Raw genomic sequence first — 13,770 nt, 5'->3', positions numbered from 1 at the left:
AACGGCACCGGGCAAGGCAGCGCTCAGCTCGAAGCGGGCGTCATCGCATAGCTGCTGCGCCCGCTTTGCTTGGCCCGGTACATGGCTTTGTCGGCTGCGGCGAGCAGGTCTTGCGGCGTTTCGTTGCCGTTGCCCAGGGCGATGCCGATCGACACGCCGATGACCGTCTCGGAATGCGCCAGTTGCAAGGGCTGGGCGATCGCGTCGATGCATCGTTGTGCCAAGGTCAAGGCGCCCTGTTCCGGGGCCTCTGCGAAGTCGGCGGCCAGCAGCACGAATTCATCGCCGCCGATGCGCGCCACCGTGTCGGTCTGCCGCACCAGTGCCTGCAGCCGGTGCGCGATTTCCCTGAGCGCCTTGTCGCCCGCCTCGTGGCCGAAGGTGTCGTTGAGTGTCTTGAATCCGTCGAGGTCGAGGTAGAGCACGGCCACCTGGTGGGCATGCCGCCTGGCTCGGAGCAGCGCCTGCTGCAGCCGTTCGTCCAGCAATTTGCGGTTGGGCAGGTCGGTCAGCGTGTCGTGGTGGGCCAGGTGCGCCAGCGCCTGCTGGTTGTCGAGCAGCTTGGCCAGCAGCCGGTTGAAGGCCTGCGTCAGGTGCCCGATCTCGTCGTTGCGCACCACCCGCAGCGGCGCCAGCGCGAGTTCGCCGCGGGTCATCCGGTCGGCCTGGTCGGCGGCACGCAACAGCGGGCGCAGCAGCCAGGCCATGATCAGCCCGATCACGACGAGCACCGAGATCACGGCGGGTGCGCGTTGCTGCAGGATGAAAGTCTGCATGCGCCCCACCGGCGCCAGCGCCTGCGCAACCGGCACCCGCGCCACCACGAACCAGCCGCTGTTCGGCACCGATGCAATGGCGGAAATCTCGTCGATGCCCTTGGCGTTGCGCGTCGTGCCGCTGCCGCGAAAACCTGTCATGGCGCGGTCGTGCAGCAGGTTCACGCCTTCGGGCGGGGTCGGCGTGAGCGACATCGAGACGTCCGTCGAGGCCACGAAGATGCGGTCGCGCGGCGACACCACCAGGATGCCGCCGTCCTGGCCCACGCGCCCGCGTTGCAGATGATCGAGCAGGCCGTCGGCCGAGAGGTCCGCCGTGCCGAGCAACAGGGCAGTGACTTGCCCGGCGGCGTTGCGCACGGGCACGGCCATGGGCAGCACCGAGTGCCCGGAGGGTGCCGCCTGCGGACGGCCCAGTGCGGACCGTCCCTCGCGCGCGGCCATGTATTCCGAACCGTCCGTGACCAGTTGCCCGTCGCCGTCGAGCCGCTTGCCGGTGGCGTCCGCGACCTTCAGGCCGAGCGGGAAAACGGGGCTCAGCGTGCTGCGCTCCTGCAGCCACGCGCGCAGCCGCTCGGGCTGTGCCAGGCGTTCCGGCGGCAGGGTGGCCGCCAGGCGTTCCAGGAACGACAGGCGCTCGCCGAGGTAGTTGTCGACATCGCGTGCCACGTAGGCGGCCAGCGCCGTTTGCTGCACCGCCACCGATTGGGTCAGGTCTTCCCGCAGGAAGCGGCTGAGCTGGATGTAGCTGGTGGCGGTTCCCACGATGGCCATCAACAGGCCCATCACGAGCAGGCGCACAACCAGGCTGTTGGCAGGTTTTCTGAAATTCACTCTGGCGGCGGGACGTGGGGGAGGTGCGGGACTGTATCCCAAGCGACACCCCGCGCAGGCTCCGCGCGGCAGCTACCCCCGCGCGTTACACGTTCTGGGCGGCGAGCGCGTCGCGCGCCGGCCGCAGGCGCCGCGACCAGACGAAGATGCCGCCCATGGCCAGCACCAGGAAGCCGCCGAAGCCCGCCAGCGTGGGCAGCAGCGGCGCCTCGACGTAGATCAGCGCGCCGTACACACCGAGCATGGCCAGCGAGGCCAGGCTTTCGTTGAAGTTCTGCACCGCGATCGATTGGCCCGGGTTCATGCGCAGCAGGCCACGGCTTTGCAGCAGCGCGTTCATCGGCACCAGCAGCAGGCCGGCGAACGCGCCGATCGCCACCAGCAGCGCGGCCGCGACGGCGGGCTGCGTGACCAGTGTCATCAGCAGCACCGCGGCGCCGAGCACGACGCCCAGCGGCAGCGCGCGCAGGGCACGCGGCAGCGGAAACCAGCGCGATGCGCCCAGCGCACCCATCGCCATGCCGACAGCCACCGCGATCTGCAGCAGCGCGCCTTGCGACAGCGTCATGCCCAGCCGTTCGGCGGCGAAGCGCAGCACCAGGAATTGCAGCGTGGCGGAGGCCGCCCAGAACAGGCTGGTGACGGCCAGCGAAATGCGCGCATCGGGGTCGCGCCACAGCAGGGCCAGCGAATGCCCGAAGCCCCGCAGCAGCACGCCCGGATGCGCCAGCGCCGCGCGGTTGCGCGCCGGGCTGTGCGGAATCGCGAGCGTGCACGCCGCAGCCAGCAGGTAGATCGCGCCGATGGCCAGCAGCGACTGGCCGCTGCCGACCAGCGTGCTGCCGAGCGCCACGCCGAACAGGATCGACAGCACCGTGGCCGCCTCGACCCAGCCGTTGGCGCCCACCAGCGCGTCCTGCGGCAGCAGCTCGGGCAGGATGCCGTACTTGGCCGGCGAGTAGGCCGCCGCACCCAGCCCGACCAGCGCGTAGGCCACCAGCGGCTGCACGTGGAGCAGCAACAGGCCGCAGCCGCCGAGCTTGATGAGGTTGGTGACCATCAGCACGCGGCCCTTGGGTGCCGCGTCGGCCACCGCACCCGCAAAGGCCGCCAGCAGCACGTAGGAAAGATAGAAGAACAGCCGGAGCGCCGGCGTCATCCAGCCGGGCGCGTGGCGCTGCATGAGCAAGTCGATGGCGACGATCAGCAGTGCGTTGTCTGCCAGCGAGCTGAAGAACTGGGCTGCGACCACCGTTGCCAGCGCGCGCCGCGAACGCAGGTGCACCGTCACGCGGGGGCGCCGAAGAAGTGCTGGCGGTAGCGCGGCGCCACGTCGTCCACGCGCAGCATCAGCGGCAGGTCGGCGGTGTTGAAGGCGAGGTCGAGCGCGGGCGGGCCAAGCAGGCGCGCGCCGCAGCGCAGGTAGCCCTTGATGAGCGGGGGCGCGGCGGGCGGTGCGGTGTCGCTGTCGTCATCGGCCTGTGCATCGGTGTCCAGCGGCAATGCGACGCGCGGCTCGACGCGCCAGCGCCGCTCGACCAGGTGCGTGCGGCACAGCCGGTGCCACAGCCGTGCCGCCGTCAGGCCGTGGTCGTCCATGCCGATGCTGGCGCAGCCGATCATGGTGTCGAGCCGGTGCTCGACCATGTACTGCCCCAGCGCGGTCCACAGCGCCATGATCACGCTGCCCGAGCGCCAGTCGGCGTCCACGCACGAGCGGCCCAGCTCCAGTGCGCGGCCGCGCAGCGGCGCGAGCGGGGCCAGGTCGAACTCGGTGTCGGTGTAGAAACCGCCCGCGCGCCGCGCCGCCTCGGGTGTCAGCACGCGGTAGGTGCCGATGAGCGGGCCGGGCCCGTGCACCGGATCGACGGCGCGCACCAGCAGGTGGTCGCAGAACGGATCGAAGCGATCGACATCCAGGCCGGGCGGCGTGCCGTGGGGCGGTGTCAGGCGCGCGCCCATCTCCTGTGCGAAGACCCGGTAGCGCAGGCGCTGTGCGTCGCGCACGTCGTCTTCGCAGTCGGCCCAGTGCGTTTGCAGCCGGAGCGCGTGCGTGTTGGCGGCCCAGTGATGCGATGAGGTGTGCCGGGCGAGGGTTTCCGTCTGCATGCGATGACTCAGTTGGAGGGCGGGTACCGGTCGACCAGCCGATTCTGCCGCCGGTTGAGCCGTGCGAGCGCGAGCAGGCCGATCGGCCGCACGCCGGCCCTGCATTGGGCGGCGCCAATGGCAAACAGCAGCCGCTGCTTGGCGAACACCATGCGAAAGCCTTGCAGCACACCGGTGTCCGGGTCCCAGGCCTCGATGGCTTCGGAGCCTGCGCCGTTGATCTCCATCAGGGTGAAGCCGCGCCCGGCGCCCAGCTCGCGCAGGCTGTCGTAGCGCACGTCGAAGCGCCCGAAGTGAAAGTCGGGCATGTCGCGCGCGACCGCATCGATGGCGCGCACGAGCTCCGGCGTGATGAGCGCCGCGCCGTCGCGGTACAGCCCGCCCACGCGGGTCGAGCCGATGGTGGCCAGCCGCACCTGCTGCCCGGCGGCGGGCACGCTGTCGGGCGGCACGCCGCATTCGTGGCGCGGCGAGCGTGCGATGCGGCGCGCGCGCACATCGGCCGCCACCAGTTCGGCCACCGTGCTGTGGCCGTCGCCCGTCACGCGCGGGTAGTAGCGCAGCGCCAGTCCGATGATGCGGCCCTGGCCGCTGACCGGGTCGCGCGCGTAGAAGATGCCGGCTTCGCCCTCCTGCGGCAGGTAGCGCTGCAGCACCACGGTTTCATCGCGCGGGAAGGCGTGCAGGTAGGCCTTCAGGGCCGCCATGTCGGCCAGCATGCGAACGCCGTAGCCGCACAGGCCGAGGTTCGGCTTGGCGACCACGGGGAAGGCGAGGCCGCTGTCAGTCATGGCTTGTTGAAGCGAGGCTTCCGTTGCCAAGCCGTCGTTGAAGACCCCGGAGTAGTCGGCCGTGACCGAGCGCGCGAGCGGCCCCATGCCGCTGAAGTATTCGAGCTTGCCTTCGCCCACCAGCCCGCCCGAGGTGATGTGCGGGTTGGCGGCGGACGGCACCGTGGCGCCGCCGTATCGCAGCGAGAGCCACAGCCATTGCATGACCAGCGGCACGCAGATGAGCCACTTGGGCATGCGTTCGAGCACGCTGCATTCGCGCACCACGGCCAGTCGGGCGGTGTCCACGCCGAAGTCGAGTTCGGCGGCCATCAGGCAGCTCCCGAGGGGCGGGTGGCGACGAGTCCGACAGCCGCGATGCGGTCGATGTGCGCATACACCGGCCGCTCGAGTTCTTCGCCGAACACGTCGGGGTCGATCTCCGCGTACGACCAGTCGCAGCCGGACGCTTCCAGCAGTGGCTGCATCTCCGCGAGGAACGGGTCTCCCCCGTCGAGGATGGCCACGCCGGTGTAGAGCAACAGTTGCCCGCCCGGTGCCAGCCGCTGGAGCGACTCGGCCGCGATGCGCGCGCTCAGCGCCCGGCCGAGCCGCATGCCGCCGTGCCGGTATGCGCGTTGTGCCGTATCGTCGAGGTAGGGCGGGTTGGAAATGATGAGATCGAAGTCGCCTTCGACAGCCGACAGCGCATCGCCCTGCGCGAGCGTCACCGGCACTCGTGCCACTTCTGCGTTGACGGCGGTGAATTGCAGCGCCAGCGGGTTGATGTCGTTCATGACCACCGCTGACGACAAGCCGGCTTCGGCCAATGTACGCGCTGCGGCGACGCCGCCCGCGCCGCTGCCGCAGCCCACGTCCAGCACGCGCAGCGGGCGTGGCGTGTGTGCCCGGCGCGGCTGCAAGGCATTGCGGATGAAGCGCGCGAAGCGGCTGGTATCCGGCCCGAAGAAAACCGCGTTCTCCTGGACGGTCGGGTAGGCCGAATGAAAGAACAGGTCGTCGCCAAGGCTGGCAATGCGCACGGTGCTTTGCAGCAGCGTGCCCGAATGCCGCACGATGCCGGCGTCCTTCATGCCGGCCAGCATCGACGGCGAGACGGCGCCGGTCTCGAACGGCAGGTTCCAGCCGAAGATGTCCCGCAACGTCGTGCCGGGTTCGCGCCGGGCCATGACGCGCTGATGGGTCAGCGGCGTGACCGTGGTGAAGCGATAGCCGGTGGCGGCCACCTCGCGCAGAACGCCGGCGGCATTCAGCATGCGAGCGCCTCCTCGGTGCGCAAGGCTTCGCTGTAGCGCGCGAAGCAGCGCTCGCCGCACACCAGCCGCATGAGCGCGCCTTCGGCGATGAACTGCCCGCAGGCCGGGTCGGCCTCGACCAGCGGGCGGATCACTTCGCGCAGCCATGCGCGCGCATGCGACACATCGAGCGCCCCATGCAGGTCGAAGTAGGCCCGCGCACGCCCGCTCAGGCCCAGGCGGCGCATGCCGGCCGCCACCTGCTTCACGCGGCCGGGCGCAGTGAGTTCGATGACACCGAGCGCGCCGATGGCGTGGTAGCCGTAGCGGCGGGTGGTCGCCAGGCCCACCATGGTGTTGGCGAGCGCGAGCGATTCCCACACGGTGGTGTCGATGCCCGGGTGCAGGTCGAGTTCACGCACCATGTGTTCGAGCATCTGGCCGTGCATCGCGCTCTGCTTGCCGTGGCCCATCTCGTCCCAGAAGTTGCGCGCGCATTCGAGCTTGGGCTGCGGCGGCAGCTTGACCTGGGTGTAGGCCAGCAGGTCCTCGAAGCCCGCTTCGCCCGCAGCTTCCTGCGTGAGGAACCAGCGCATCTGCGGCAGCGTGGCTTCGTGCGCCAGCCAGTCGAACAACGGGTGCTGCTGGCCCGGCCCGGTGTGTTCGAGGGCCTGGAACCACTCGACGAAGTGCGCTGCGTTGCCCGCGGCGCCTGCCGTCTGCGCTTGCACCGTGGCGCGCAGGGTTTCGAGGTAGTGGCCTTCCAGCAGCCGGAATTGATGCTCGTTGGTGAGATCGTCCCGCCACCGTGGAGAGGGGACGCCGAGCCTGAGCCGCTCGGCGTTGAACTTCGCAAGGCGCCGGTGAAGCCGCGTGTTCTCGTTCTGGGTGTCGTGCGCAGGCATGGCCGTTCCTTGTTGTCCAGCAGGGAAGAGGCAGCGTGCGCCTTTGCGGCGCGGCTGTCCGTCAGACAGCGGCTACAAATTCGTCCCCGGGGCGGGGGACCAGGGCGCTCAGGTCGCCCAGATGCGCGGCATGGCTGCGCTCAGTTGCCACAGCTCGTTTCGCCAAGCCAGCCAGACCTGCCGCAGCAGTTTCATCGCCGGCTCGACCACGGGCGTCAGCACGCGCAGCACCACCACTTCCGGATGTGGGCTGGTGGCGCCCGCGCTGTCCTGCAGGCCGTGCGCATCGAGCAGTTCGCGCGCCTGGGCAAGCAGCGCGTCGCGACGCGCGCGTGCCATCGGCGAGCCCGCCACGAAGAACAGCGATGCCATGCAGCGGTGGCCGCCCAGCCCGAGCGGGCTTTGCAGCAGTCGATGGTCGGCCGCGTCGATGCGTCCGCGCTCCAGCCAAACGCCAGGCACTTCGATGTGCTGCAGGTAGGTGCCGCGCTCGAAGGGTTGGTTGGCATTTGGCAGGCCAAGCGCGGTGACGTCCCAGCCGATCAGCTCGGCGCCGGGTTCGACTTCGATGTTCAGCCGGTTCTCGGCCTGGCAGCCGCTGTAGCAGATCGCTTCGAGCGGCAGCCATTCGAGCCGCGCGCCAGCCGCCAGCCGGATGCGCGTGCGTTGCAGCGCCAGCTCGCCTTCGGAGCGGTAGAAGCGCGAGGCGCCGGGCGTGGTGATCAGGCCGTGGCTGCCGTCGGCGGCCTCGATGTCGATGTCGAGCGTGTCGCCACCCACCAGGCCGCCTGGCGGATGCACCAGCACGTTGTGGCAGACGGTGTCGCCTTCGGGGTACAGGCTCTGCAGGATGCGCAGCGGGCCGTCATGCCGGAAACGGGCGACGGTGCGGGCGGCTTCTTTTTGGTAGTCGAGGTGGAGACGGGCGTGCCAGGGCATGCGGCGAGTCTAGTGCGCGCTCTCGTGGTCGGTCAGACCTTCCAGGCGCCGTCGTGCGCGGCGCTGGCTTCGTCGATGAGCGCCGGGCCGATGCATTCGATCGGGTGGGGCGAAGCGCGGAACACGTCGCGGCACGACAGTTCCGCATCGCGCTGGTCTTGCCGCTCGCCACGGAACACGCGCAGGCGCTCGGCGTCGATGCCGAACACCACGCGGCCGATGTTCGACCAGAAGATCGCGCCCGCGCACATCACGCAGGGCTCGCCCGAGGCGTAGAGCGTGGCGCCCGCGAGTTCTTCGCGCGTGAGCTTGCGCCCGGCCAGCGCGCGCAGCGCATTGACCTCGGCGTGGGCGGTGCAGTCGCCGGTTTCGGTGTTGCTGTTGCCGGCCTCGGCCAGCACTTCGCCGGCGGCAGAGACGATGACCGAGCCGAAGGGCCGGTTGCCGCGCCGGCGCGCTGCGTGCGACCAGACGATGGCCTTGCGCAGATAACGGCCGTCGCGTTCGTCGAGCGTGGTTTCTTCAGGGTAGGTGGTGGAGTTGCTGGAGTTCATGCCTTGGTGGGGATCGTTCGTTCGCTGCGCGATGGGAGCATGGAGCCGTTGAAGATGGCGTCGGACGCGGGCTTGACCTTGAGGCCGAACACATCGGCCACTTCGTCGACCTGCTGTTCGAGCGTGAGCTTCCTGATGTCGCCGAGGCCGTGGCCGCGCGTGTCCGCCGCGCCCACATACTGCGCCGTGACGCCCCAGCGTTCAAGCTCGATCTTCTCGTCGAGGATGGGCTCGCGCTGGCGCATGGCGGCGATGCTGGGGGCAGGGTTGGCAAAGGTCTCGACGATGGCGCGGTTGGTCGCGCGCAGGAAAGCGGCAACCACCTTCGGGTTTTGCGCGATGAGGTTGCTGCTCGCAAGGATCGCGTTGCCGTAGAGGTTGACGCCCGCGTCCGCGTACTTGAGCACCGAGAGTTCATCGGGCTTCATGCGCGCGAAGAGCGAGATGGCCGAGTCATGGAAGTAGGTGGCGGCATCGACGTCGCCGCGCACCATCACGTTGTCGCGCGCGCTGAAGTCGGTGGTCTGCCACTGGAAGGCGTCGGCGCGCATGCCTTGCTTGCGCGCCACCATCGGCCAAGCACGGCGGGTCGATTCGACGGCGGCTGCCGCAACCTTCTTGCCCTGCAGGCTCTTGAAGTCACCCGTCACGCCGCGGTCCTTGCGGCCGATGATCACGAACGGTGCGCGGTTGTAGTACTGGTAGACGGCCTGCACCATCGGCGTGCCCGCGTTCTGCGCATTGAACTCGACCAGCGAGCTGATGTCGCCCAGGCCCAGTTGATAGACGCCGCTGGCGATGCGTGTGATCGACGCGACCGAGCCGGCACCGGTGTCGATGGTCACGTCCAGGCCTTCGTCCTTGTAGTAGCCCTTGGTCTGCGCAAGGAAGAAGGGCGCGGTCTGCCCGTTGATGCGGAAGTCGAGCGTGAACTTGAGCGGGGTGAGCTTGCCGCCCTGTGCCAGGACGGAAGGAGCGGCAAGGGATGCGGCGACGGCAGAGGTGACCGCGAGAAAGGATCGGCGTTGCATGGTGGGGCCTCGGAATCGTGGGTCTTGAAATCCCCTGCAGGGCAGCAGAAGGCGCTTCAAGAGCAATTTCCGGGCGGCGCACTTGGGTGGTGCGTGCGCTGCTGAACGCTTCTACTCTTGCAAGGGGCCATGCAGGACGCATGCCAAGGCGTTTCGCTTGGGCTTTGCGCGAAAGTGCGTGCATTGGGTGCGAGGGCGCGCCACAATCCGGGCGCGCAATTTGCATGGCATCTGGCGCAGAGTAGAAGCGTTCAGCCCCTTGCCTTCACATATATCCCGAAGGCACCGTGGTCGGAAATTGCTCTTTCACGTTCGTCCCCACACGCACACCGAAGGAGTCCGCGCATGCTCGTTACCCAACAACCCGTCTTCCGCAAGTTCTGGCATGCCGTCATGCCGCTGACCGAACTGGCCCACGGCCCCAAGCCTTTCACGCTGCTGGGCGAAGACATCGTTCTCTTCATCGACGCCGACGGCCAGCCTGCCGCGCTGCGAGACCGCTGTTGCCACCGCACCGCGAAGCTCTCGAAGGGCTGGTGCGTGGATGGCGAAGGCAAGGCCTGCGGGCAGGGCGCCATTCAGTGCGGTTATCACGGCTGGACTTATGACCGCAGCGGGCAGGTGATCCGCATTCCGCAGTACGAGGCCGACCGCAAGATATCGCCCGACTACCGCACCACGGCCTACCGTTGCACTTCGCGCTACGGCTATGCGTGGGTGGCGCTGGAAGAGCCCGTTGCCGACATTCCGGCGATTCCGGAGTTCGAGGACGCGGGCTATCGCACGATCTTCCAGTTTTACGAGGAGTGGCAGACGAGCCCGATGCGCGCGCTCGAAAACTCTTTCGACAACTCGCACTTCAGCTTTGTGCACCGCGCCACTTTCGGTGTGGCTGCGAGCCCGAAGCCGAGCAAGTACGAGCTGGTCGAGAACGAGTCGGGCTTCTATGCAGAGACGGTGATCGAAGCGAACAACCCGGTGAAGTTCCACACGATCAGCGGCGTGACCGATGCGATCACCACGCGCCACATGCGCAACGCCTACTTTCTGCCGTTCTCGCGCCGGCTCGACATCGAGTACCCCTCGGGCATTCGGCACATCATCATCAACTGCTTCACGCCCATCGACGATGGCCGCATGCAGTTGTGCCAATGGCTGTTCCGCAACGACACCGAGGCGGATTGCGCGGCGCAGATGTTGATCGACTTCGACGAAGAGATCACGCGGGAGGACAAGGACATTCTTGAATCGACGGACCCTGATGCGTTGGTCGATACGCGGCGGCGGGGTGTCGAGTATTCGATGGAGTCGGATCGGCCGGGCATGTTGATTCGCAAGTATCTGATGCAGTTGCTTGCGAAGCATGGTGAGGCGGAGGTCTATCGGGGCATGAGCAGTGCGGTCATTCCGATAGCCAAGGCTGCTTGAGGGGGTGCTGCACGGTGTGATGCGGGTTCATTCAGGGCGAGTGCGAATGACACCAGGTGCTCCCCTCCGCGAATGTCCCCCGCTTCGCTCCTCCTTTATTTCGCTGCGGGGAGCACCTGGCGTCATTCGCACAGGGGCACGCGGTTGGTGATCGCCGATCAACCAGTGCTCTGAGCGCTCACGTCGATACGGGGCTCTTTTTAGCTAAATAAAGGAGGAGCGAAGCGGGGGACATTCGCGAAAAAGAGCACCGTGTCGGCGTGAGTGCCGCCCTGAACAGCAGCGCCAACGAACGACCAAACAGCGTCAAGCAGGCGCGGTCGCAGGGTTCGGGCGCGCGGTGTGCGACGCGCCCTGCTCGTAGCGGTCCATGCCCAGCCCGTCGGTACGAATCTCCGGCCGCTGGCCCATCACCATGTCGGAGATGAGCTTGCCCGAGCCGCAGGCCATGGTCCAGCCCAGCGTGCCGTGGCCGGTGTTGAGGAACAGGTTGGCGTAGCGCGTAGCGCCGACGATGGGCGTGCTGTCGGGCGTCATCGGGCGCAAGCCGGTCCAGAAGCTCGCGTTCGGCAGATCACCGCCCGGGAACAGATCGCTCACCACCTTCTCGAGCGTGGCGCGACGGTTCGGGTTCAGGCGCAGGTCGTAGCCGCCGAGTTCGGCCATGCCGCCCACGCGGATGCGGTTGTCGAAACGGGTGACCGCAACCTTGTAGGTCTCGTCGAGCACGGTCGATTGCGGCGCCAGCGATTCATCGACCAGCGGCACGGTCAGCGAATAGCCCTTGACCGGGTACACCGGAATGTCGAGACCCAGTGAGGCAATGGCGGCGCGCGAATAGCTGCCGAATGCCATCACATAACGGTCGGCCGTGAGGATCTTGCCGGTGGTGGTGCGCACGCCGGTGATGCGGCCGCCGTCGGTTTCCAGGCCGTCGATGGTCTGGCCGAAGCGGAAGTCCACGCCCAGCGTGCGTGCGATGTCGGCCAGGCCACGCGTGAACAGGTGGCAGTCGCCGGTTTCGTCATTGGGCAGGCGAAGGCCACCGGAGAGGCGGTCGCGCGCGCCGGCCAGCGCGGGCTCGACGCTGGCGAGCGCATCGCGGTCGAGCAGCTCGTACGGCACGCCGCATTCCTCGAGCACCGCGATGTCGCGCTGCACCGCATCGAGCTGCGCCTGCGTGCGGAACAGTTGCAACGTGCCGCCGGTACGGTGTTCGTACTGCAGGCCGGTGTCGGCGCGCAGTTGCTGCAGGCAACCGCGGCTGTATTCGGCCACGCGCATCATGCGTTCCTTGTTGATCGCATAGCGCTCGGGCGAGCAGTTGCGCAGCATCGCGGCCATCCAGCGCAACTGGTAGAGCGTGCCGTCGGGGCGAATGGACAGCGGGGCGTGCTTCTGGAACATCCACTTGATCGCCTTCAGCGGAATGCCCGGCGCGGCCCATGGCGTGGAGTAGCCGGGCGACACCTGGCCCGCATTGCCGAAGCTGGTTTCCTCGGCGGGGCCGGCCTGCCGGTCGAGCAGGGTGACCTCGGCGCCGGAGCGTGCAAGGTAGTAAGCCGTGGTGGTGCCGATCACGCCGCCGCCCAGAACGATGACTTTCATGGTGTTTCCGCTGATTCAAATGGAATGATGTGAATCTAAGGTGCACAATGAAGTGAATTCCATTGTTTTTGGGCGTTTGGCGGTGGAATTCACTGTCAGGAATCGCCGAATGACGCGCCCGGAGTGAAATGCCCGAACTCGACCGAATCGACCGCAAGATCCTCGACCTGCTGCAACGCCAGGGCCGTGTCTCCATGACCGAGCTGGCCGAGCACATCGGCCTGTCGGCCTCGCCTTGCGCGGAGCGCGTCAAGCGCATGGAGCGCGACGGCGTCATCACCGGTTACCACGCGCGGGTGTCGCCCGAGGCGCTGGGCAAGACGCTGCTGGTGTTCGTCGAAATCAAGTTGTCGGCCAAGTCGGGCGAGGTGTTCGACAAGGTCAAGCAGGAGCTGCTGCACATGCCCGAGGTGCTCGAATGCCACCTGGTATCGGGCAGCTTCGACTACCTCGTGAAGGCGCGTCTGAGCGGCATGAGCGAGTACCGGCACCTGCTGGGCGACATCCTGAAGAAGCTGCCGGTGGCGGCCGAGTCGCACAGCTATGTGGTCATGGAAGAGATCAAGGAAACGCTGATGCTGGCGGTGGACCGCTGACGATCGCTGTGCACGGCGGCTACCATCTCGGGCGCATGCAAGACACAGCCATTCCCATCGTCATCCGCCCCTGGCAATTCGCCGATTTCGACGTCGTCAAGGCCATCCTCGACGACAGCTTCGCGAGCACCTGGCAGCCGCAGCTCACGCCCGAGGCCTTGCAGGTCTACCGGGACAGCGGCGAGCCCATCGGCTACATCGACCAGATGGGCACTGCGTTCTTCGTCGCCGAGATCGACGGCGAAGTGGTCGGCATGGTGCATTGGGAACACGACTTCGTGCATGCGCTGCACGTGCCCACCGCGCACCAGCGCAAGGGCGTCGCCCGCGCGCTGATGGCTTTCGCCGAAGACGGCATGCGCGCGGCGGGCGTCGACGTGGCGCGACTCGAAACTGACACCTTCAACGAAAGCAGCCAGGGCTTCTACCTGGCGCACGGTTACCGCGAGGCGGGGCGCTACCCTGATCTCGAATGGCACAGCGGCTTCACGACCATCCTGTACGTGAAACCGCTCGGCCTTTGAACCCTTTCCCTTCACCAAGGACACCGGCATGAGCATTTCAATTCGCCGCGACGGCACCACCGGCACGCGCCACATCCTCAAGATCCGCAACCACGAGATTCCGGTCGATGCCTCGCCGGCTGGTGGTGGCAGCGACGGCGGCGCCGAGCCGCACGACCTGTACGACGCATCGCTGGCCGCCTGCAAGGCGCTGACGGTGCTGATCTACGCGCGCCGCAAGGGCATTCCGGTGGAAGACATCGAGGTGGTGGTCGACCGCGACGACAGCGAGGAGCGCAAGGGCGTCTACCGCCTGAAGTCCGGCCTGCGCCTGACCGGCGACCTCACCGAAGCACAGCGCGACGAGCTGCTGCGCGTGGCCGGCAAGTGCCCCATCCACAAGCTCATGACCGAGGTGAAGACCGAGATCGAGACCGGCTGGGCCGATTGATTGATTGATT

Annotated in this window: 14 protein-coding genes; 4 read left to right on the top strand and 10 right to left on the bottom strand. The window is 67.7% G+C overall.

Annotation, left to right across the window (positions count from 1 at the left end; genetic code table 11):
- Window positions 1-23: 23 nt before the first annotated feature.
- From H7F35_RS03370 to H7F35_RS03330, 9 genes are all read right to left on the bottom strand, one after another.
- Window positions 24-1,610: a GGDEF domain-containing protein gene (locus tag H7F35_RS03370; protein ID WP_261803510.1), complete on the bottom strand. Its 1,587-nt coding sequence runs from the start codon at window positions 1,608-1,610 to the stop codon at window positions 24-26.
- 85 nt (window positions 1,611-1,695) lie between these two features.
- Window positions 1,696-2,901, bottom strand: coding sequence for a lysophospholipid transporter LplT (lplT, locus tag H7F35_RS03365; protein WP_187111567.1), 1,206 nt, complete (start codon window positions 2,899-2,901; stop codon window positions 1,696-1,698).
- Complete coding sequence (locus H7F35_RS03360) at window positions 2,898-3,719, bottom strand: GNAT family N-acetyltransferase (protein WP_261803509.1); 822 nt, start codon at window positions 3,717-3,719, stop codon at window positions 2,898-2,900. Before H7F35_RS03360 ends, lplT begins: the two co-directional genes overlap by 4 nt.
- An 8-nt stretch (window positions 3,720-3,727) precedes the next feature.
- Window positions 3,728-4,822, bottom strand: coding sequence for a hypothetical protein (locus H7F35_RS03355; protein ID WP_187111566.1), 1,095 nt, complete (start codon window positions 4,820-4,822; stop codon window positions 3,728-3,730).
- Window positions 4,822-5,766: a methyltransferase gene (locus H7F35_RS03350; RefSeq protein ID WP_187111565.1), complete on the bottom strand. Its 945-nt coding sequence runs from the start codon at window positions 5,764-5,766 to the stop codon at window positions 4,822-4,824. The genes H7F35_RS03355 and H7F35_RS03350 overlap by 1 nt, the downstream gene beginning before the upstream one ends.
- Complete coding sequence (locus H7F35_RS03345) at window positions 5,760-6,650, bottom strand: iron-containing redox enzyme family protein (protein ID WP_187111564.1); 891 nt, start codon at window positions 6,648-6,650, stop codon at window positions 5,760-5,762. The genes H7F35_RS03350 and H7F35_RS03345 overlap by 7 nt, the downstream gene beginning before the upstream one ends.
- Window positions 6,651-6,758: 108 nt before the next feature.
- A complete protein-coding gene (locus tag H7F35_RS03340) occupies window positions 6,759-7,589 on the bottom strand; it encodes an urease accessory protein UreD (RefSeq protein ID WP_187111563.1) in 831 nt (276 codons plus the stop codon).
- A 32-nt stretch (window positions 7,590-7,621) separates the two neighbouring features.
- On the bottom strand, window positions 7,622-8,143 hold the full coding sequence (locus H7F35_RS03335) for a nucleoside deaminase (protein WP_187111562.1): 522 nt from the start codon (window positions 8,141-8,143) through the stop codon (window positions 7,622-7,624).
- On the bottom strand, window positions 8,140-9,174 hold the full coding sequence (locus tag H7F35_RS03330; RefSeq protein WP_187111561.1) for an ABC transporter substrate-binding protein: 1,035 nt from the start codon (window positions 9,172-9,174) through the stop codon (window positions 8,140-8,142). The genes H7F35_RS03335 and H7F35_RS03330 overlap by 4 nt, the downstream gene beginning before the upstream one ends.
- A 345-nt stretch (window positions 9,175-9,519) precedes the next feature.
- On the opposite strand from H7F35_RS03330, the gene H7F35_RS03325 reads away from it, so the two are divergent.
- Window positions 9,520-10,602 carry an aromatic ring-hydroxylating oxygenase subunit alpha gene (locus tag H7F35_RS03325; RefSeq protein ID WP_187111560.1) on the top strand — a complete coding sequence of 361 codons (1,083 nt, stop codon included), beginning with the start codon at window positions 9,520-9,522 and terminating at the stop codon, window positions 10,600-10,602.
- Window positions 10,603-10,908: 306 nt separating this feature from the next.
- Here the strand turns inward: H7F35_RS03325 and H7F35_RS03320 are convergent, their stop codons facing one another.
- Window positions 10,909-12,210 (bottom strand): D-amino acid dehydrogenase, encoded by a 1,302-nt coding sequence (locus H7F35_RS03320; RefSeq protein ID WP_187111559.1) that lies wholly within the window; start codon window positions 12,208-12,210, stop codon window positions 10,909-10,911.
- A gap of 128 nt (window positions 12,211-12,338) precedes the next feature.
- Between H7F35_RS03320 and H7F35_RS03315 the strand changes: the two genes are divergently transcribed.
- Genes H7F35_RS03315 through H7F35_RS03305 form a run of 3 tightly spaced genes read left to right on the top strand, consistent with a single transcriptional unit; the run spans window position 12,339 to window position 13,760 of the window.
- Window positions 12,339-12,806, top strand: coding sequence for a winged helix-turn-helix transcriptional regulator (locus H7F35_RS03315; protein ID WP_187111558.1), 468 nt, complete (start codon window positions 12,339-12,341; stop codon window positions 12,804-12,806).
- Window positions 12,807-12,841: 35 nt separating this feature from the next.
- A complete protein-coding gene (locus H7F35_RS03310) occupies window positions 12,842-13,330 on the top strand; it encodes a GNAT family N-acetyltransferase (RefSeq protein WP_187111557.1) in 489 nt (162 codons plus the stop codon).
- A gap of 28 nt (window positions 13,331-13,358) precedes the next feature.
- Entirely contained in the window at window positions 13,359-13,760 is a 402-nt protein-coding gene (locus H7F35_RS03305) for an OsmC family protein (protein ID WP_187111556.1), read from the top strand.
- Window positions 13,761-13,770 lie beyond the last annotated feature (10 nt).

It is taken from the genome of Variovorax sp. PAMC26660 (assembly GCF_014302995.1).
Lineage (GTDB): Bacteria > Pseudomonadota > Gammaproteobacteria > Burkholderiales > Burkholderiaceae_C > Variovorax.
Note: the sequence above shows the minus strand (reverse complement) of the source record. Positions and strands in the feature narration are given on the sequence as shown.

Excerpts from the sequence above, each read along its gene's own strand:
- H7F35_RS03360 (WP_261803509.1), bottom strand. The coding sequence starts at position 3,719 with ATGCAGACGGAAACCCTCGCCCGGCACACCTCATCGCATCACTGGGCC.
- H7F35_RS03315 (WP_187111558.1), top strand. The coding sequence starts at position 12,339 with ATGCCCGAACTCGACCGAATCGACCGCAAGATCCTCGACCTGCTGCAA.
- H7F35_RS03325 (WP_187111560.1), top strand. The coding sequence starts at position 9,520 with ATGCTCGTTACCCAACAACCCGTCTTCCGCAAGTTCTGGCATGCCGTC.
- H7F35_RS03330 (WP_187111561.1), bottom strand. The coding sequence starts at position 9,174 with ATGCAACGCCGATCCTTTCTCGCGGTCACCTCTGCCGTCGCCGCATCC.
- H7F35_RS03320 (WP_187111559.1), bottom strand. The coding sequence starts at position 12,210 with ATGAAAGTCATCGTTCTGGGCGGCGGCGTGATCGGCACCACCACGGCT.
- H7F35_RS03345 (WP_187111564.1), bottom strand. The coding sequence starts at position 6,650 with ATGCCTGCGCACGACACCCAGAACGAGAACACGCGGCTTCACCGGCGC.
- H7F35_RS03305 (WP_187111556.1), top strand. The coding sequence starts at position 13,359 with ATGAGCATTTCAATTCGCCGCGACGGCACCACCGGCACGCGCCACATC.
- H7F35_RS03355 (WP_187111566.1), bottom strand. The coding sequence starts at position 4,822 with ATGGCCGCCGAACTCGACTTCGGCGTGGACACCGCCCGACTGGCCGTG.
- H7F35_RS03340 (WP_187111563.1), bottom strand. The coding sequence starts at position 7,589 with ATGCCCTGGCACGCCCGTCTCCACCTCGACTACCAAAAAGAAGCCGCC.
- H7F35_RS03335 (WP_187111562.1), bottom strand. The coding sequence starts at position 8,143 with ATGAACTCCAGCAACTCCACCACCTACCCTGAAGAAACCACGCTCGAC.
- H7F35_RS03310 (WP_187111557.1), top strand. The coding sequence starts at position 12,842 with ATGCAAGACACAGCCATTCCCATCGTCATCCGCCCCTGGCAATTCGCC.
- H7F35_RS03350 (WP_187111565.1), bottom strand. The coding sequence starts at position 5,766 with ATGCTGAATGCCGCCGGCGTTCTGCGCGAGGTGGCCGCCACCGGCTAT.